Source organism: Nonomuraea diastatica (assembly GCF_004349015.1).
Classification (GTDB): Bacteria; Actinomycetota; Actinomycetes; order Streptosporangiales; family Streptosporangiaceae; genus Nonomuraea; species Nonomuraea diastatica.
Window position 1 is genome coordinate 1 of record NZ_SMKP01000072.1, and the last position, 19150, is coordinate 19150.

General features: G+C 71.4%; 16 protein-coding genes. 8 read left to right on the forward strand and 8 right to left on the reverse strand.

Features of this window, described 5'->3' with window-relative positions; genetic code table 11:
* Nucleotides 1-247: 247 nt before the first annotated feature.
* Together E1294_RS24530 and E1294_RS24535 are read right to left on the reverse strand one after the other, a co-directional pair.
* Nucleotides 248-1249, reverse strand: coding sequence for a hydroxyacid dehydrogenase (locus E1294_RS24530; protein WP_181958550.1), 1002 nt, complete (start codon nucleotides 1247-1249; stop codon nucleotides 248-250).
* Between the two features lie 109 nt (nucleotides 1250-1358).
* The gene (locus E1294_RS24535) at nucleotides 1359-4640 is read right to left on the reverse strand and encodes an ATP-binding protein (protein ID WP_246083244.1); all 3282 of its coding nucleotides are present in this window, start codon (nucleotides 4638-4640) and stop codon (nucleotides 1359-1361) included.
* A 52-nt stretch (nucleotides 4641-4692) separates the two neighbouring features.
* Here E1294_RS24535 and E1294_RS24540 point away from each other — a divergent pair, with 52 nt between their 5' ends.
* The 6 genes from E1294_RS24540 (at nucleotide 4693) to E1294_RS24565 (ending at nucleotide 10194) form a co-directional block, all read left to right on the forward strand.
* Entirely contained in the window at nucleotides 4693-5796 is a 1104-nt protein-coding gene (locus tag E1294_RS24540; protein ID WP_132511902.1) for a winged helix DNA-binding domain-containing protein, read from the forward strand.
* Between the two features lie 60 nt (nucleotides 5797-5856).
* Nucleotides 5857-6624 (forward strand): IclR family transcriptional regulator, encoded by a 768-nt coding sequence (locus E1294_RS24545; protein ID WP_132511904.1) that lies wholly within the window; start codon nucleotides 5857-5859, stop codon nucleotides 6622-6624.
* 77 nt (nucleotides 6625-6701) lie between these two features.
* Nucleotides 6702-7637: a sugar kinase gene (locus E1294_RS24550; protein ID WP_281284493.1), complete on the forward strand. Its 936-nt coding sequence runs from the start codon at nucleotides 6702-6704 to the stop codon at nucleotides 7635-7637.
* Nucleotides 7638-7702: 65 nt separating this feature from the next.
* On the forward strand, nucleotides 7703-8077 hold the full coding sequence (locus E1294_RS24555; protein ID WP_132511908.1) for a BlaI/MecI/CopY family transcriptional regulator: 375 nt from the start codon (nucleotides 7703-7705) through the stop codon (nucleotides 8075-8077).
* A gap of 137 nt (nucleotides 8078-8214) precedes the next feature.
* Nucleotides 8215-9876 carry a catalase gene (locus E1294_RS24560; RefSeq protein WP_132511910.1) on the forward strand — a complete coding sequence of 554 codons (1662 nt, stop codon included), beginning with the start codon at nucleotides 8215-8217 and terminating at the stop codon, nucleotides 9874-9876.
* Between the two features lie 60 nt (nucleotides 9877-9936).
* Nucleotides 9937-10194, forward strand: coding sequence for a dsRBD fold-containing protein (locus E1294_RS24565; protein WP_132511913.1), 258 nt, complete (start codon nucleotides 9937-9939; stop codon nucleotides 10192-10194).
* Nucleotides 10195-10252: 58 nt separating this feature from the next.
* Here E1294_RS24565 and E1294_RS24570 read toward each other — a convergent pair whose 3' ends face one another.
* The 5 genes from E1294_RS24570 to E1294_RS24590 are packed head-to-tail and all read right to left on the reverse strand — an operon-like array spanning nucleotide 10253 to nucleotide 16661.
* Entirely contained in the window at nucleotides 10253-11158 is a 906-nt protein-coding gene (locus E1294_RS24570) for a dihydrodipicolinate synthase family protein (protein WP_132511915.1), read from the reverse strand.
* Entirely contained in the window at nucleotides 11155-12144 is a 990-nt protein-coding gene (locus E1294_RS24575) for an oligopeptide/dipeptide ABC transporter ATP-binding protein (RefSeq protein ID WP_246083246.1), read from the reverse strand. The genes E1294_RS24570 and E1294_RS24575 overlap by 4 nt, the downstream gene beginning before the upstream one ends.
* A complete protein-coding gene (locus tag E1294_RS24580) occupies nucleotides 12137-14101 on the reverse strand; it encodes a dipeptide/oligopeptide/nickel ABC transporter permease/ATP-binding protein (protein WP_132511919.1) in 1965 nt (654 codons plus the stop codon). Before E1294_RS24580 ends, E1294_RS24575 begins: the two co-directional genes overlap by 8 nt.
* The gene (locus E1294_RS24585) at nucleotides 14098-15057 is read right to left on the reverse strand and encodes an ABC transporter permease (protein WP_132511921.1); all 960 of its coding nucleotides are present in this window, start codon (nucleotides 15055-15057) and stop codon (nucleotides 14098-14100) included. Before E1294_RS24585 ends, E1294_RS24580 begins: the two co-directional genes overlap by 4 nt.
* Entirely contained in the window at nucleotides 15054-16661 is a 1608-nt protein-coding gene (locus E1294_RS24590) for an ABC transporter substrate-binding protein (RefSeq protein WP_132511923.1), read from the reverse strand. The genes E1294_RS24585 and E1294_RS24590 overlap by 4 nt, the downstream gene beginning before the upstream one ends.
* A 140-nt stretch (nucleotides 16662-16801) precedes the next feature.
* Here E1294_RS24590 and E1294_RS24595 point away from each other — a divergent pair, with 140 nt between their 5' ends.
* Nucleotides 16802-17512: a FadR/GntR family transcriptional regulator gene (locus E1294_RS24595; RefSeq protein WP_132511925.1), complete on the forward strand. Its 711-nt coding sequence runs from the start codon at nucleotides 16802-16804 to the stop codon at nucleotides 17510-17512.
* A 104-nt stretch (nucleotides 17513-17616) separates the two neighbouring features.
* On the opposite strand, the gene E1294_RS24600 is transcribed toward E1294_RS24595, so the two are convergent.
* The gene (locus E1294_RS24600; RefSeq protein ID WP_132511927.1) at nucleotides 17617-18201 is read right to left on the reverse strand and encodes an HD domain-containing protein; all 585 of its coding nucleotides are present in this window, start codon (nucleotides 18199-18201) and stop codon (nucleotides 17617-17619) included.
* A gap of 50 nt (nucleotides 18202-18251) precedes the next feature.
* Between E1294_RS24600 and E1294_RS24605 the strand changes: the two genes are divergently transcribed.
* Nucleotides 18252-19127 (forward strand): DUF4429 domain-containing protein, encoded by an 876-nt coding sequence (locus E1294_RS24605; RefSeq protein WP_132511929.1) that lies wholly within the window; start codon nucleotides 18252-18254, stop codon nucleotides 19125-19127.
* Nucleotides 19128-19150 lie beyond the last annotated feature (23 nt).

Genomic DNA, 19150 nt, shown 5'->3' on the forward strand with positions numbered 1-19150 from the left:
GTGCCTGCGCCCGTCCAGCCGGATCGCGCCGGTGGTGAACCGCACCGAACACCCGCCACGCCCGCTCCGGTGTTCGGTCTTGAACCGGGGAAACCCCACCTGGGGCCCTTGCGTCTGCCCTGCCGGGTGCCCGGACCATCGCCCGGCACCCCCGCGCCACGCGAGGCACCTTTGGTAAGGGAGTGAACGCTATACAAGCCGGTGCGGTGGTGTACCCCGTCAGATGAGGAGCAGATTATCCCCGCGGTCAGGCACTTGTGGCCAGCGCGTCCACCTCGATCCCGTACTGGAAGGGCACGCCCTGGGCGTATCTGGCGAGCTCGTCGAGCGCCAGGTCGGCGATGCGTCCCAGCTCACCGCCGAGCGAACCGGCGATGTGCGGGGTGAGCAGCACGTTGGGCAGGTCGTAGAGGGGTGAGCCGGCGGGCGGCACCTCGGGCTCGGTCACGTCGATCACCGCGTACAGCCGGCCGCTGGACAGCTCGGCGACGAGCGCGTCCTGGTCGATGAGCGCGCCGCGGGCGGTGTTGATCAGGGTCGCCCCGTCGCGCATCCGCGCGAGGCGGGCGGCGTCGACGAGATGCCTGGTCTCGGGGAGCGCGGGCGCGTGCAGGCTGATCACGTCGCACCGCTCGAACAGCTCGTCCAGCTCGACGTGGGGCACGCCGAGGTCCTCCGTCAGGTAGGGGTCGGCGACGAGCACGTCGAGGTCGAACGGCCGCAACAGCTCGATGACCCGCCGGCCGATCCAGGAGGCGCCGACGATGCCGATCGTGCGCCGGTAGTTGCCGAATCCGGGGAAGAGGCTTTCCAGGTCGAAGGACGTCCGCTGCTCGCGGTAAAGCCTGGCGATGTCCAGCACGCGCTTGTTGGCGAACAGGATCGAGGCCAGCGTGTATTCGGCGACGGGTTCGGCGTTGGCCGCCGCCGCGGAGGAGACGAGGATGCCGCGCTCCCAGCACGCCTCGGTGACGTGGTGTTTCACGCTGCCCGCCGCGTGCACGATCGCCCGCAGCCTGGGCGCCCCGGCCAGCACGTCGCCGGTGATCGGCGGGCACCACCAGCTCGTGCAGAGCACCTCGGCCTCGGCCAGCGCACCGGCCACGGCCGGGTCGGCGAAGTCGTCGGCGACCAGGCCGGGGTCGGTGTCGGCGATGGTGGTCAGCCGATCGCGTGCCTCCCCGGTGAAGAGCCGTCCCGCCACCTGCCGCCCCATGGCGAGCAGGGTTTTCGGCCGCACATCACTCATGACGCTCCCCCCGACGGTGATCCAATCCTAGCGTTTCATCCCGAGAGCTCCGATTCCGACTGATCGATCGCTCACGGGAGGCGCCGATCGCAGCGGGCGAGCCGATCCCTCACGAGCGGATCGATGTCGAACGTGTGCGGGCGGCGTCGATCCAGAGCCGGACGTTCGCACGTTCACCGACCTCCAGCGCTTCCTGGTAGTGGGGTTCCGGCGGGCGCCCCAGGAAGGCGGCCAGGTCGCCGAGCACCTGAGCGGTGGGCCAGACCGCCAGGTAGCCGGTGCTCCCCACGGGCTCGGCCGAGAGCGGCAGCAGCGCGTCGTACGCGCGCTCCGCCCGCTCCCGGTCCCCGAGGGCGATACCGAGCAGCCCCCGGACGGCGGTCAGCAGGTGCCAGAAGTAGTCGCGCCGCATGGGAGGCGGCTCGGCGGGCACCCAGGCGCGTGCCTCGTCGGCCCGACCCGCGTGGCAGAGTGCGAGCGCGTACAACTCCAGCCACTGTTCGCGCCACGGCCCCGTCGTCGCGAACGGCTCCAGATCGGGCAGGATCGGCGTCAGGTCGCCGCGCATCAGGCCCATGGCGTATCTGCTGAGCAGCAGCAGCCCCGCCTCGTGCTGCCACATGCCGAGCCGGCCCGCGAGCTCGGCGGCGGCACGGTAACGGGATTCCGCGGTGTCGTAGTCACCGGCGAGCGCCGCGCGCAGGCCGTCGTAGAAGCCGGTCACGGCCAGGGGCAGCGGCATGTCGTACAGGTCGGCCAGCTGCCGGGCCCTCGCGGCGTGCCGGTCGGCGACGGTCAACTCGGCGCGGTTGATGGCGGCCTGCATGAGGATGAGGTGGCCGAGCACCTCGACGGTCACGTCGGAGCCCGACAGGCGCAGCAGTTCGGCGCCGATCCCGGCGCGTTCCGCGTGGCCGCCGTACCGGAAGGTCTGGTGCAGGCGGCCGTTGAGGGCGAGCACGAGCAGGGCGGGGTCGCCGAGGCGACGGGCCATCGCGACGGCCTCCTGGGAGGCGAGGTAGCCGCGTTCGGTCGGCTCGCCCTCCAGCTCGAACGCCAGCGTGGTGAGCAGCCGGCAGCGGGTCGTGCCGTCGCCGGGCGCGAGCCGGGTCAGTGCCCGCTCGGCGGCCTCGATCAGAGCGGTGTCGAGGGTGCCGTACTCGCGGCTGCTCCAGAACGTCGGCACCTCGAACGAGACGATCACCCGGGCTAGCAGGTCGGGGTCGTCCAGCGGCAGCGCGTCACGGAGCGCGCGTTCCCTGTGGGTGCGGGCCGTGACCAGCCGGCCGGTGTTGGCCAGGGCGGACACCAGGGACAGGGTGAGCTCCAGGCGCTCGCGCGGGTCACCGGTCGCGTCCAGCGCCTGCTGCCAGAGCGCGGCGGCCTCGTGGTGGGCGAAGCGACGCTCGGCCTGCTCGGCGGCGAGCCCGGCGTAGCGCGCGGCCCTGGCCGGGTCGGCGGCGGAGGCGGCGTAGTGGTGGGCGAGCGCGGCCACGTCGCCGGGGTCGTGCTCCTCGATGGCCCGGGCCACGCGCAGGTGCAGGCGGGCCCTGCGGACGCGGGACAGGTCGTCGTAGAGGGTGTCGCGGATGAGCACGTGCGCGAACCTCAGCCGCCCGGCCTCCGGCTCGGTCAGCAGCCCGGTGACCAGTCCCGACTCGATGGCCGCCAGCACGGACTCCTCGTCGGCGCCGCTGACGGCGGTCAGCACGCCGACGTCGCTCTCGCGTCCGATGACCGCGCTCTGCCGCAGGATGGTCTGGGCCTGCGCGGGCAGCCTGGCCACGCGGCGGCGCAGCACGTCACGCACGCCCGCCGGCACCGCGACCACGCCTTCCGCGTCGAGCAGGCGCGCGGTCTCCCTGACGAAGAACGGGTTGCCGCCGGTGCGCTCGGCGATCTCCGCGACCGTGGCGCCGTCCGCCGGACGGCCGCAGGTCAGGCTGATCAGCTCGCCCACCTCGGGTGCCGCCAGGCCGTCGAGCTCCACCCTGTACGGCTCGCGGGCGGCGATGGCGGCCAGCGCGTCGGCGAGATGGTCGTTCGGCTCGGTGTGCCGGTAGCTGCCCGCGACCAGGACCGGCAGCCCGGCGGCCGCGCCGATCACGTGGGTGAGCATGGCCAGAGTCTCGGCGTCGGCTCGGTGCAGGTCGTCGAGCACGAGCAGCAGCGGCCGCCGGATCGACGTGACGAACGCGCCGGCCGCCTGGTGCAGCCGGAACCTGGCCCCCGGCACGTCGCCGCGCACCGGGGCGTCGAACAACAACGGCGCGAGCGCCTCAGGATCTCCGGGCGGGAAGCGGGCGGCGAGCTCGCGCAGGAGCTCGGCCCAGGCCCAGCCCGCGGGGGCGCCCTCGTGCTCGGGGCAGCGGCCCCACCCGACGGCCCAGCCCCTGCCCTCCAGCGTGTCGCGCACCTGCTCCATGAACGCCGTCTTGCCGGTGCCCGGCTCACCGCTGACCAGGACGACACCGCCGTCCAGCGCGGTCACGCCGGCGAGCTCGGCGCGCCTGCCGACGTACGGTTGCGCGACCGCGGCGGGCCGCGCGGCGGGGGCGGGCGGCGGCGCGGCCTCGCTGAGGTGCGCGGCCTGGGCGAGGATGTCCTCCTCCAGCCGCCGCAGCTCGGGCCCTGGGTCGACACCGAGCTCCTCGGCCAGGTGGGCGCGGGCTCTGCGCAACGCGCCGAGCGCCTCACCTTGCCGGCCGCACCGGTAGAGCGCCCTGGCCAGCAGCGCCCACACCGCCTCGCGCAGCGGGTGCTCTCCGGCCAGCCGTTCGAGGTCCGGTATGGTCCCCGCCGCCCGGCCCAGCCGGATGACCGCGTCGGCGTGGCGTTCGATCGTGGACAGGCGCAGCTCTTCCAGCCGCCCCGCCTCGGCGTCGGCCCAGTGGGCGCCGGCGAACTCCTGGTAGGCGGGGCCGTGCCAGAGTGCCAGCGCCTCGGCCAGCCGCTCGTGGCCGGCCGCCGGGTCGCTGACGATGCTCTCGAACCTCCACGCGTCCACCGCCCCCGCCTCCAGGCGCAGCGCGTATCCGGGCGGCTGGGTGACGAGCACGCCGGCGGGCGCCCGCGGCGACCTGCCCGGCTCCAGGGCCCGGCGCAGATTGGACACGTAGGACTGGACGGCCGCGAGCGCCTTGGGGGGCACCTCGTGGGAGTAGAGGTCGTCGATGAGGCGGTCGACGGGCACCACCTGGCCACCGGCGGCCAGCAGGCGGGCGAGCACGGACCGCTGGCGGGGCCTGCCCAGCGGGACCGGCTCGCCGTCGAGGTGTGCGGCGAGCGGGCCGAGCACGCGGAAGGTCAGCACGATGCTGACACGGTACGACAGCGCCGCACGACAGCGCTGCGCCCGGGCGAACGGCCCTTGCGGTTTATCGCTATTCATTCCGGTCCATTGCGGTCCGAAACCGTCCGCGATGGCGCCTACCTTGGGAGCCATGGATCCCGTCATCAGCCGCAGGGCGCTCAACAGGGCCACCCTGGACAGGCAGTTCCTGCTGAGCCGCACCACCCGCTCCGTGATCGACGTGGTGGAGCATCTGGGAGGACTCCAGGCCCAGACGCCGCACACCTGGTACACCGGCCTGTGGAACCGCATCGAGGGGTTCAAGCCCGACGACGCGGCCGGCCTGCTCTCCTCGCGCGAGCTCGTACGCATCGCGTTGCAGCGCTCGACCATCCACCTCGTCACCGCCCGCGACTGCCTGGCCATGCGCCCCCTGCTGCAGATCGTGGGCGAGCGCAGCGCCAAGGGCGCTTTCGGCAAACGGCTGGAGGGGGTGGACCTGGACGAGCTGGCGGAAGCGGGGCGGGAGTTGCTGGGGGCGCGGCCGATGACGTTCGCCGAGCTGGGGAGGACGCTGGCCGAGCGGTGGCCGTCGCACGATCCGCACGCGCTGGGCCAGGGCGTGCGGTGGCTGGTGCCGCTGGTGCAGGTGCCGCCGCGCGGGCTCTGGGGCAGGAGCGGGCCCATCGCCCACACGACCGCCGAGTGCTGGCTGGGCTTCGAGGCGCCGCCGATGACGCCCGCGGAGCTGGTGCTGCGCTATCTGGCGGCGTTCGGCCCCGCGTCGGTGATGGATGTGCAGGCGTGGTCGGGGCTGACGCGGCTGGGCGAGGTGGTCGAGTCGCTGGACCTGACGCGGTTCACCGACGAGAACGGCAGGACCCTGTACGACCTGCCCGGCGCGGCCCGCCCCTCCGAGGACACCCCGGCGCCGGTCCGCCTGATGTACGACTTCGACAACCTCTTCCTGTCGCACGCCGACCGGTCCAGGGTCATCACGGAGCGCGGTGCCGCCGCGCTGAAGGGCTGCATGGGCAAGAACGGGATCCTCCCGAGGATCATCCTCGTGGACGGGGTCACGGCCGGCGACTGGACGGTCACCCGCGCCAAGGGCACCTCCACGCTCACCCTCCACCGGTGGGAGCCGATCTCCGTCATGGAGGAGGCCGAGGAGGAGGGCCGGCGGCTGCTGGAGTTCCTGGCCCCGGGCGACAGGCACACGATCGTGGTCGCGGACGGCCCTTCCCGATCGTGACGGCGTTCCGCAGCTGTTCTGCACTGCAGAAGGATGTGCTGCAAAGGTGGTTCTGTCGGTATGTTGGCCCACGTGCCAGAACGCAACCAGTCCGCCTCGCTCAGACGTGCGCTGGCCGTGCTGGAGCACGTCCGTGAGCACTCGGGCCTGTCGCTCACGCAGCTGGCCGAGGCCGTCGGCCTGCCCAAGAGCACGGTGCTGCGGCTGGCCGCGCCCCTCGTCGAGGCCAAGCTGCTCGACCGCGACCGCAGGACGGGCGCCTACCGGCTGGGCCACGGCACGCTGCGGCTCGGCCAGTCCTACCTGGCCACGCTCGACCTGCGGGCGGTCGCGGCCGAGGAGTCGCACCGGCTGATGGCCGAAGTGCGCGAGACCGTCCACCTGGTCGTCTACGACCCGCCGCACGTCGTCTACATCGACAAGGTGGAGAACGACGCGAACGTCCGGATGGCCTCGCGCATCGGCAGCCGCGGCCCCGCCCACTCCACGGCCGTCGGCAAGGCCATCCTGGCCTGGCAGCCCGAGGAGGCCCTCGCCGGGCTGGCCCTGGAGCCCAGGACCGAACACACGATCGTCGACCCCGACCGGCTCCGCGCCGACCTGGCCCACACCCGGCGCCGCGGCTACGCGGTCGACGACCGCGAGAACGAGCCCGAGGTGCGCTGCGTCGCGGCGCCGATCTTCAACCACCACGACGCGGTCGCCGCCGCTATCTCCGTCTCCGGGCTCACCTCGCGGATCACCGCCGCGCGCGTGCGCGAGCTGGGGCCGCTGGTGGCGGGGGCGGCGGCGCGGATCTCGAGAAAGCTGGGTGGCCAGTGCCAATGACCGGGCCTACTCCTGGGCCGACTACTGGACCGACTACTGGGCCGACTACTGGGCCGACTACTGGGCCGACGACCGAACTGGTCACCTTCGGCGAGACCATGGCGCTGTTCGCCGCCCGCCGCACCGGGCCGATGCGCTTCGCCCGCGACTTCGACCTGGGTCTGGGCGGTGCCGAGTCGAACGTCGCGATCGGCGTCGCCCGGCTCGGCCACGGCGCGGCCTGGGTCGGCAGGGTGGGGGCCGACGAGTTCGGCGACCTGATCCGCTCGACCCTGCAGGGCGAGGGCGTGGACGTGCGGGCCATCGCCGACCCCGACGCGCCGACCGGGCTGATGATCAAGGGCAGGCGCACGGCCGACCTCATCGACGTGCGCTACTACCGCAAGGACAGCGCAGGCTCGCGGCTGTGCGCCGCCGACCTCGACCCGGAGCTCATCCGGTCGGCGCGCGTGCTGCACGTCTCCGCGATCACGCCCGCGCTCTCCGGCTCGGCACGCGAGGCAGTACGCCACGCGATCGCCGAAGCCCGGGCGGCGGGGGTGCTCGTCTCGCTCGACGTCAACTACCGCAGGGCGTTGTGGACGCCCGCCGAGGCGGGGGCGTGGCTGCGTGAGACGGTCGGCGACGTGGACGTGCTGTTCGCGACCGAGGCCGAGGGCCGGCTGATCGCCGACGTCGAAGGCGCCGCCGAGCTGGCCGGGGCGCTGGCGAAGCTGGGGCCGCGGCACGTGCTGATCAAGTTCGGGGCCGAGGGCGCCATGGAGCTGTCCGACGGCGTCGAGCGGCGCGCGGAGCCCTACACCGTGACCGAGGTCGACCCCGTGGGGGCCGGCGACGCGTTCGCGGCCGGCTGGCTGGCGGACTGGCTGGCCGGGGCGGAGCCCGCGCAGCGGCTCAGCACGGCGTGCGCGGCGGGGGCGTTCGCCGTGACCTCGCAGGGTGACTGGGAGAGCCTGCCGCGGCGGGCCGACCTGAGCCTGCTGCGGCGGCCCGCCGACGGGGTGAGCAGGTGATCACGCCGCCTCGCCGCTGGTTGTCAAACGGTTGACTCGTGCGCCGTGCCCCTAGCATGGCGTCCATGAAGCGCCCGCTGGGAGAGCTCGAGTCCACGATCATGAACAGGATGTGGTCCTCCCGCCGGCCCGCCTCCGTCCGTGACGTCCTCGAAGACCTCCGCCGGGAGCGCGAGATCGCCTACACCACGGTCATGACCGTGATGGACAAGCTGCACACCAAGGGCCTGCTCAAGCGCGAGCCGGTCGGCCGGGCCTACGTCTACGAGCCGATCTTCACCAAAGAGGCCTACACCGCGGAGCTGATGCGGGACGCGCTGGCCACCAGCGGCAACCAGGCCGCCACCCTGGTCCACTTCCTGGAGCGGCTCACGCCCGAGGAGGCCACCGCGCTGGAGGCCGCGCTGCAGGTCTATCCCCCCAAGGGCCGCCGGGCCTAGCGAGCAGAGCCCGCAGGCCGGACCGGGCGATGCCGGGTCGGCGCCCACGACTTACTCGTCCGGGCCATTCCTTTCCCTGTTTCCGCTGCGGGCTTGGGGGCAGGCGGGGAGAACTTGTCCGGGGGGAAGGAACGACGATGACTGATGTTTCCGGCATGGGTTCCGGGCCGAACGACGAGCGCGAGGTGCTCACCAACCGGCAGGGACACCCGGTCTACGACAACCAGAACCAGCGGACGATCGGCCCGCGCGGCCCCGCGACGCTGGAGAACTACCAGTTCCTGGAGAAGATCAGCCACTTCGACCGGGAGCGCATTCCCGAGCGCGTGGTGCACGCCAGGGGCACGACCAGCTACGGCTTCTTCGAGGCGTACGGCAAGCTCGGCGACGAGCCGATCAGCCGGTACACCAGGGCCAAGCTCTTCCAGGAGGCGGGCAAGCGCACCGACGTCGCCCTGCGCTTCTCCACCGTGATCGGCGGCCGGGACTCCGCCGAGACCGCCCGTGACCCGCGCGGTTTCGCGATCAAGTTCTACACCGAGGACGGCAACTGGGACCTTGTCGGCAACAACCTGGCGGTCTTCTTCATCAGGGACGCCATCAAGTTCCCCGACGTGATCCACTCGCTCAAGCCCGACCCGGTCACGTTCCGGCAGGATCCCAACCGCATCTTCGACTTCATGTCGCAGACGCCCGAGAGCCTGCACATGCTGGTCAACCTGTTCAGCCCGCGCGGCATCCCCGCCGACTACCGGCACATGCAGGGGTTCGGCGTGAACACCTACAAGTGGGTCAACCGGCAGGGTGAGTCGTTCCTGGTGAAGTACCACTGGATGCCCAAGCAGGGGGTGCGCAGCATGACCGAGGCCGACGCCGCGGTCATCCAGGGGAACGACCTGGGGCATGCCACCAGGGATTTGCACGACGCCATCGAGCGCGGCGATCACCCCGAATGGGAGCTGCTGGTCCAGCTGATGAGCGACGACGAGCATCCCGAGCTCGACTTCGACCCGCTGGACGACACCAAGGTGTGGCCGGAGAACGAGTTCCCCGCCCTGCCGGTCGGGCGGCTGGTGCTCGACAGGAACGTCGACAACCAGTTCGCCGAGAACGAGCAGGCCGCGTTCGGCACCGGCGTGCTCGTGGACGGGCTCGACTTCTCCGACGACAAGATGCTCATCGGCCGGACGTTCTCCTACAGCGACACCCAGCGCTACCGCGTCGGGCCCAACTACCTGCAGTTGCCGGTCAACCAGGCCAGGAACGCCGCCATCCGCACCAACCAGCGCGACGGGTTGATGACGTACTTCGTCGACACCGGGGGCGAGGACCCGCACATCAACTACGAGCCGTCGCTGCGCGGCGGCCTGCGCGAGGCGGAGTACCCGCATCCTGACGAGGTCGGCCCCGAGGTCAGGGGGAGGCTCACCCGCAAGCGCATCCCGCGCGCCAACGACTACGTCCAGCCGGGGCAGCGTTACCTGCTCATGGAGCAGTGGGAGCGCGACGACCTCGTGCACAATTTCGTCTCCGCGCTGCGGCAGTGCGACCGGCGTATCCAGGAGCGCATGGTCTGGCACTTCCTGCTCGCCGAGGACGAGCTCGGGCTGCGCGTCGGAGAGGAGCTGGGCATCAGCCCCGACGACGTGGCACAGCTGGAGCCGCTGAAGAGCCAGGACCTCACCGATGAGGACCGCGACCGGCTGGCCAAGCTCGGCAGGAACGGCCCCCGCGACGTCGAGGGGCTGAAGATGACGCACTGTGTGCCGAACGAACGCGCCGCGCACGCAGGGCGCTGACCTGGCACTTTACGTCCGGACCTCCAGGGTGGAGGCTCGGAGCTGAGGGAGGTGCACACGATGGACGACAAGCAGTGGAACGTGCAGATCTGGATCCATGAGGACGACGAAGACGCCGTGACCACGGCCACGGCGGTCCTGTTCACCCTGGACGGCAAGCGGCACGAGAGCGTGGCGCGCGCCCGGCGCAATCCCGTCGACCGGCCCGTACCGGGGATCGGCGACGAGCTGGCCGTCGGGCGGGCGTTGTCCGACCTGTCGGCGAAGCTCATCCAGGACGGCGCGGAGGACGTCGCCCAGCTGTCCAGCCCTGTCTGATCAGCCCTGTCTGATCAGCCCTGTCCGACCAGCCCGGTCTACCAGCCGCCCGACCGGGCTAGAGCAGGCCGGCGGCGGCCAGGAGCTTGCCGATCCTGCCGGTCTCGTCGTCGTTGAGCGGGGTCTGCGGGAGCGCGGTGATCGGGCAGTCGATGACGCCGCGCAGGTGCAGCGCGGCCTTGAACGCCCCGAGGCCGGACGAGCTGCCGCCCATGCGCGAGCCGCCGACGCGGACGATCTCGAACAGCCTGACCAGGCGCTCCTGCTCGGCCCTGGCCGCCTCCCAGTCGCCGCGGGCGGCGCAACGGTAGAGCTCGGCGTAGCCGTGCGGGTCGACGTTGCCCAGCCCGGGCACCACTCCGTCGGCGCCCATCCACAGGGCCGAGTCCACGGTCACCTCCGACCCGGTCAGCACGCTGAACGGCGCCGCGCGGCCCATGATGACCGCGCGCAGGCCGCCGTCGTCGCCGCTGGAGTCCTTGACCCCGGCCAGCGCACCCTCAGCGGCCAGTCCGAGCACCAGACCGGCGCTCAGCTTGGTGTGCACCGACACGGGCAGGTCATAGGCGTAGACCGGCAGCCCGCCCTGCGCGGCGATCGTACGGAAATGCGTGCGGATCTCGTCGGGGTGGGTGCGCGTGTAGAACGGCGCGGTCGCCACCAGCCCTGACACGCCGGCCTCACGCGCGACGCGGGCGTGGTCGAGCACCCGCGGTGTCGTCATGTCGATCACTCCGGCCAGCACCGGCACCTGACCGCCCACGTGCCCGACCACGGTGTCCAGCACCACCCGCCGCTGCGCGTCCGTCAGGTACGCCACCTCCGACGAGGAGCCCAGGACGAACAGCGCGTCCACGCCCCCGGCCAGCAAGTGGTCGACCAGCCGGGCGAGCGACGCGGTGTCCACCTGGTAGTCGGGGGTCATGGGGGTGCACACCGGGGGGATCACACCGGTAAGCCTCATGGGCGCTCCTGGATCAGTTCGAGGTCGGTCGCTCCTGCCGCCACCGGGTGGTGGCAGTGGAACAGATGGTCGTCGTCCGTCTGCGCCGCGGGCATCTCCGACGCGCAGGCGTCGTCCGCCCGCCAGCACCGCGTGCGGAACGGGCAGCCGCTCGGCGGCCTGGTGGCCGAGGGCACGGCGCCCACGAGCGGGATCGGGTTGATCGGCGAGATCAGCCCGGGCGTGGCGGAGAACAGCGCCCGCGTGTACGGGTGCCGGGCGCTCAGCGGCACGGCCTGCGCGGGTGTCTGCTCGACGATCCGGCCCAGGTACATGGTGACGACGCGGTCGCTCATCCTGCGTACGGTCTGGATGTCGTGCGAGACGAACACCAGTGCCAGCCCGAGCCGTTCCTTCAGGTCGAGCAGCAGGTTGAGGATCTGGGCGCGGACGGACACGTCGAGCGCGCTGGTGGGCTCGTCGGCCACGACCAGGTCGGGTTCGAGCGCGAGCGCCCTGGCCACGGCCACGCGCTGGCGCTGCCCGCCGGACAGCTGGCTGGGCAGCGCGTCGGCGGCGCTGGACGGCAGCCCGACCAGGTCGATCAGCTCGCGTACGCGGGCCTCGCGCTGGGCGGGCGTGCCGCGGCGGTGCACGTTGAGCGGGTCGCGCAACACCTGCCGGACGGGCAGGCGCCGGTTGAGCGCCGTGGACGGGTCCTGGAAGATCATGCCGACGCTCGACCCGACGAGCGCGCGCCGTTCCGCCTCCTTGAGCTCCCACAGTTCCCTGCCGCGGAAGGTCACGGTGCCGGCGGTCGGCCGCTGCAGGCCGACCAGCACCTTGGCCAGCGTCGACTTGCCGCATCCCGACTCCCCGACGATGCCGACGGTCTCGCCGGCGGCGACGGTGAGGTTCGCGCCGGTCAGGGCGTAGACGCGGTCCCGCTTGAAGAGGCCGCCGGAGCGGGCCTTGTGCACGACGTGCACGTCGTCGAGCTCAAGCACGCTGCTCACTCCTCGTCTCACGGTTCGGGTCCGCTCCGGCGGCCACCGGGTGGTGGCAGGCCACCGCGTGCGTGGCGTCCCCGTTGAGCGGGCCCCGCAGGACGGGGGCCTCGCTACGGCACACGTCGGTGGCCATCGGGCACCGGTCGGCGAACCGGCAGCCGTCGGGGAAGTCGGCGGGGGCGGGCACGACGCCGCGGATCTGCGTGAGCCGCTCGGCCCCGGCCTCCAGCGACAACACCGAGCCCAGCAGGCCGCGGGCGTAGTGGTGGGCGGGCGCGCCGACGAGGGAGGGCGTGGCGCCGGTCTCGACGATCTGGCCGCCGTACATGACGACCACGCGGTCGGTGACGTCGGCGACCAGCGCGAGGTCGTGCGAGACGAGGATCAGCGCGAACCCGAGCTCCTCGCGCAGCTTCAGCAGCAGCTCGATGACCTGCGCCTGGACGGTCACGTCGAGCGCGGTGGTGGGCTCGTCGGCGACGATCAGCTTGGGGTCGCGCGACAACGCCATCGCGATCAGCACCCGCTGCCGCTGCCCGCCCGACAACTCGTGCGGGTAGGACGACAGGGTGCGGCGGGCGTCGAGGCCGACGAGTTCGAGCAGCTCGGCGGGGGTGCGCCGGCCGCCGCGGCGGGTGAGCTGCTTGAGCTGGGCGTTGATGGTCATGGCGGGGTTGAGCGAGGACAGCGCGTCCTGGTAGATCATCGCCATCTCGTGCCCGAGCAGCCGGCGGCGGGCGCGGCGCGGCAGCGAGAGCAGCTCCCGCTGGTCGAAGCGCACGTGGCCGCTGACGCGGGCGTCGCGGGGCTGCAGGCCCATGATGGTCAGCGCGGTCAGCGACTTGCCGCAGCCCGACTCGCCCACCAGGCCGAGCACCTCGCCGGGACGCACCTCGAAGCCGATGCCGTCGACGATGTCCACTCCCTCGGCGAACCCGATGCGCAGCCGTTCCACCGTGAGGACGGGCGGCCCCTGGGGCAGCGGGCGGGCGCGTTCGGCCAGCCGGCGCGCGGCCTCGGCCAGCCCGGGCAGCTCGAGGACCTCGCCGGAGCCTGGCTGGGCCCGCTCGAAGGCGTCCTCTTCCTTCCTGACCGGCGCCTTGCGGGCGGCGGGCGCGGCCCAGGCGTCGGAGATGCCTTCGGAGAGGATGTTCAGGGCGAGCACGGTCAGCAGGATCAGCAGGCCGGGGAAGACCGTGCCCCACCAGCCGCCGAGCAGCACCAGGTTCTTGCCGTCGGCGATGACGCTGCCCCACGACGGGTCCGGCGGTCGCACGCCGGCGCCGATGAACGACAGCGACGCCTCGAACACGATCGCGTCGGCCACCATCACCGTGCAGAACACCAGCACCGGCGCCGCGCAGTTGATCGCGACGTGCTTGATGACGATGTGCGGGGTTCGGGCGCCGATGATGCGCTCGGCCGCGACGTAGTCCTCGCCGTACTGGGCGAGGACGTTGGCCCGCACGACCCTGGCCACGGACGGCATGTAGAGGAAGGCGATGGCCATGACCAGGACGGGGATGCTGCCGCCGAAGACGGCCACGAGCACGGCCGCCAGCGCGATGCCGGGAAACGCCATGATCACGTCGAGCAGGCGCATGATCGTCTCGTCCACGGCCCTGCGCGAGGTGGCCGCGACGGCGCCGATGGCCGCGCCGGCCACCAGGGCGAGCCCGGTCGCGCCCAAACCGATGACGAGGGACCAGCGGGCGCCGTACAGGAGCCTGGACAGGATGTCGCGGTTGGCGCTGTCGAGCCCCATCCAGTGCTCGGCCGACGGGCCGCCGCCTGAGGCCTCCTGGAAGAACGGCGAGTGCGGCGCGATGAGCGGCGCCAGCACCGCCGCCAGCACGACGGCGGCGATGAGGCCGAGCGAGATCCACGACAGCGGCTTCAGCCTGCGGAACGTCACGCCCGGCCGGGCCAGGCGGTCGGTGAGTCCACGTCTCATGAGGCGCTCCTGAGGCGGGGGTTGACCAGCAGGTAGAGGACGTCGACGGCCAGGTTGACGATCATGAAGCCGACGGCGATGGTCAGCACCACGCCCTGGACGACGGCGGGGTCGCCGTCGCGCACGGCGTTGATCATGAGCTGTCCCATGCCGGGCAGCCCGTAGATCGTCTCGATGACCACGGTGCCGCCGATCAGGTAGCCGATGCGCAGGCCGAGCACGGTCAGCGGGTTGATCAGCGCGTTGCGCAACACGTTCCTGCCGATGACCACGATCGGAGGCAGGCCGCTGCCGTACGCGGTGCGCACGTAGTCGCGGTCCAGCTCCTCCACCACCGACGTGCGGATGATGCGGGTGAGCTGGGCGGCGATCGGCAACGACAACGACAGGGCGGGCAGCGTCATCGACCGCAGCCAGCCGGCGAACGAGTCGGCCGGGTTGATGTAGCCGCTGGTGGGGAACAGCCCCTCACCGACCGCCAGCCACTGGATCATCAGCAGCGCCAGCCAGAACGACGGCGCCGCCACCCCGACCAGCGACACCAGTCGGACGAGCTGGTCCGGCCAGCGGTCGCGGTACAGCGCCGCGACCACGCCGAACACGAACGACAACACGAGCCCCACGACCAGGCCGAGGAACGTCAGCTGCAGCGTCAGCGGCAGGGCCGTCGTCACCGACTCGATGACCGGCTTCTTGGTGAGCACGCTGGTGCCCATGTCGCCTTGCGCCAGATCCATGACGAAGCGGACGTAGCGCAGCGGGAGCGGGTCCAGCAGCCCGTTCTCGAGCTGGAACTGGCGGATCTGCTCGGCGGTCGGGTTCGCGCCCTGGAAGTACGCGTACTCGGGTTTGCTGTTGGAGAAGCGCATCACGATGAACACGAACGCGACCACGCCGAGCACCAGCGGGATCAGGATGAGGAGCCGCCGCAGCAGCATCCGGGCGACGACCGTCATGTCCTCTTGGCCTGCAGGAGGTTGATGCCGGGATACGGCTGGGCCTCGATGCCGGACAACTTCTTCGCGTCCCAGGCGGTCATGAGCTCGGTGTGGACGACCGGGTAGAGCACGGCCTGCTCAGCGATCATGTCCAGATATGTGTGGACCGTCGCCTTCTTCTTCTCCTTGTCCGATTCCTTGGTCGCCTCGTCCATCAGGGCGAACAGAGCCTCGGCGTCCTTGCTGCCGTCGTAGTCGGCGTACTTCATCCACAGGCCGCCCTCGACGAAGTTGTAGCGGCAGATCAGGTCGGCGTCCATGCCGAACTGGTTGGGGTTTGAGGCCGCGGCGACCACCTGGTAGTCCTGCCCCTGGTCCATCTTGGTGAACAACGCCGCCGTGTCCTGCGGCTCCAGCGTGGTCTTGATGCCGACCGCCTCCCACGAGGCGGCGATGGTCGGCAGGCAGTCGGCGATCCAGCTCACGTTGACGGCCATCAGGTTGACCGTCAGGTTGCTGACGCCCGCCTCCTTCAGCAGCTCCTTCGCCTTGTCGGGGTCGTAGTCGTAGACGACGGAGGCCCGCTTGTGGTCGGGGTGGCCCTCGTTGAGGAAGGAGCTGGAGGCCGTGCCGTGGCCCTTGAGCGCCACATCGATCATCTTCTGCTTGTCGATCGCGTAGTGCAGCGCCTGGCGCACCCGTACGTCGTCGAACGGCTTGGCGCCCGTGTTGAACATCAGGAACATGTGGTTCATGCCCTTGCCGCCCTCGACGGTCAGCCCCTGCTGCTTGAGCTGGTCGACGTTGGCGTAGGGGATGTTGTCGGCGATCTGCGCCTCGGCCGAGCCGCCGGAGATCTTGGCCACGCGGGCGGCGGCGTCGACGATCGTCAGCCAGTTCATCTTCTTGACCGTGGCGGGGCGCGGGCCGTTGTAGCCGTCGTACGCCTCGAAGGAGGTGTTGGACTTGGGGTTGTGCGCGGCCAGCTTGTACGGCCCCGACCCCACGGCCTTGCCGCTCTTGGCCTGGTCCCAGGCGCCGGGCTGGCCGAACACGTGCTTGGGCATGATCTTGGCGATGGTCAGCCGGGGCGCGGCGTCGGCGAAGGGGAACTTGAAGACCAGCTCGACGTTCCGGTCATCGATCTTCTTCACCTCCTCCAGCCAGGACCTGAAGAAGTTGCCGATCAGCACGTTCGCCTCGGGGTCGAGGACACGTTCGAAGGTGAAGACGACGTCGTCGGCGGTGACCGGCTTCCCGTCGTGCCACGTGGCGCCCTCTCGGAGGGTGAACTTCCATGAGGTCGCGTCCAGGTCGGAAGGCAGCTCGGCGGCGAGCGCGGCGTACGGCTCGCGGGTGATCGGGTCGGTGTCGAGCAGCCCTTCGTAGACGTGGTTGATCCCGGCCATCGCGAAGGCGGACGCGGTCTGCGTCGGGTCCCAGCTCTGGTCGTTGCCGTAGCCGATGACGGCGGTGATCAGGTCCTTGTTGGATCCGGCGCCGACCGAGCCGGTCGACGCCGGGCCTCCGGAACAGGCGGAGAGGGTGGCCGCGATGAACGCCGCCGCACCCGTCGCTCCGCTGTAACGCAGGAAGTCGCGGCGGCTGAAGTCAGAGCTCACGGATGCCTCCTGAAGGGTAGAACATGGGACGTCCCATGTCCTATCTTTTGCGTAAGTGGGACGCTAGATGGCAATCCGGCCTGAGGTCAACCAAAGATTTCCGTAATGTTACGTAAGTGGCTATGAGAAGGTGACTCTTCATGACGACAGTCCCGCGCCCGGTGCGTCCGAGCAGGGCCGTGGAGGCTCAGGAGGGCGTGAAGGACCTCATCGTGAGGCGCGGGCTGGTGGCGGGCGATCCCCTGCCCACCGAGTCGGAGCTCATGGAAGAGCTCCAGGTCAGCCGCAACTCGATCAGAGAAGCGCTGAAAGCCCTGCAGGCGGTCGGCATCGTGGACATCCGGCACGGCTTCGGCATGTTCGTGGGACGGATGTCGCTCGCGGGGCTCGTCAACGAACTGACCTTCCACAGCCGCATCACGCTGCAGAACGGCAAGAACCACCTGGCGAACCTCATCGAGATCCGCGAGATCCTGGAGAGCGGCCTCGTGGAACGCCTCATCGAGCTCGACCCCGCCGCCGACCTGACCCCGGTGGCCGACGTCATCGTCAGGATGGAGACCGAGGCGGAGGCCGGGCCCGTCTCGCCGGAGACCGACCGCCTCTTCCACGACCTCCTCTACCGGCCGCTCGGCAACCCGCTCGTCGGCCAGCTGCTCGGCGCGTTCTGGGACGTCTACTACCAGCTGCGCGACCAGCTCGGGGCGCCGGACGAGTCGCCCGACGACGTGGTCAAACGGCACCGCGACATCTACACCGCCGTGCTCGCGGGCGACCGGGCCGCCGCGGTGGCCGCCGTAGACGACCACTTCAAGGGCGTGCGCAACCGCGTGGGCAGGATCAGCGGTTAACGAAGCCCCGCGCGGGCAGGTCCGGCGCCCGGCGGAGCCCCGCATGGACAGGATCAGCGGCCGGCCAAGCCCGCGTGCCCGGGGTCAGCGCTGGAGGAGCGGTGTCAGTGCGCGGGCCAGCGCTCCACGCGGCGCCAGCGCTCGCGCCACTCCGCGTACCACCTCGCGAACCAGGGATGAGACCCGGCCAGCGGCATGATGTAGGCGACCGTCTCCAGGTAGTAGCTCCGCTGGAAGCGCCACGGCATCCGCTGCAGCTCCTGCACGTTGCTCGCGCGGTCGGCCAGCTTCACCAGCACGGCCTGCGGCGGCGCCTTGACCAGGGAGGCCAGGTGGTCGGCCTTCGCGCCGCCGCGCGGCCTGGTCACCCAGCGCACCAGGGCGGCCACGCGGGGCCCGAACCGGCCCGCGATCTCCGCCTCGGTGCACGGCGTGTCCTCCAGCACGTCATGCAGCACGATCGCCACCAGCACATCCCTGTCGTCCACCCCGGCGCCCGCCACCGCCACCTCCAGCGCCTCCAGCAGATGGTCGAGGTACGGCCGCCCGGTGGGCCGCTGCTGCGCCCCGTGCCACCGGCGCGCGAAGGTCACCGCGTCGCGCAGGGCGCCCACGGTCTCCGGCGGGAGCACCTCGCCGAGAGGCCCTTCCGCCTGCCTCCAGGACGTCCAGCTCGTGAAGATCTCCATCCCGTTCCTCTCGATAGAGCCGTGCCCCGAGGTGTCTTAGGGTGAACACTATGGCTGAGATCGCCGTCCCCGACGGGTCGTGGACGTTCAACGGAGAAGTGCTGCGCATCGTGCCCGGCAGCGACAAGGACGTCCATGAGCTCCGCAGGACACTGGGCGAGGTCGTGGTCCCGTTGACGGCGATCGCGGGCGTGACGTACGAGCCGGGGCGCAAGGGCGGGCACGTACGGCTGCGCCTGCGCAAGGGGGCCGACGCGCTGTCCGACGTGGTCGCCGGCCTGCTGGGGCCGCCCGCCGACCCCTACCGCCTGGCGGTGCCGAAGAACCGCGCGGGCGCCGGCGAATACTTCGCCGACGAGATCCGCGACACCCTGCTCGTCTACCAGACGCCGAGCGGCCCCTGCGACGACTACCTGCTGCCGGCCCCGCCGGTGCCCATCTCCGCCACGGCCGGCGACGGCACCGCGCTGTTCGACGGCGAGCGGGTGCGCCTGGAGTGGTCCGGCTTCGCGAGCACCGACAAGGAGAAGGCGGGGCCGCAGGAGTTCCCGCTGTCCGACATCGCCGGGGTGGAGTGGAAACCCCAGTCCGGCATGGGCTACGGCACGCTGCGTTTCCGGATCAAGGGCGAGCGGCGGTCGCAGCAGCCTCCGCAGAAGGATCTGTGCTGCGTGTCCTGGGGCATCCAGCGCTTCGGCGGCGCGACGGCCCTGGTGGCCGCCGCCGTGCTCGCCCACCTGCCGCGCGACATGCCCGAGCTGCCCCCACCGCCGGCGCCCACCCCCGTCGTCGTGCAGGACGACGTACACGACGCCGTGCTGCGCCGCCTGGCCGAGCTCGGCGAGCTGCACCGCGCCGGCGTACTGACCGACGAGGAGTTCGCCACGGCCAAGCAGGCCATGATCCGCCGCCTGCAGGAGCCGTAGGCACAGGCCCGAGGCGAACCGCA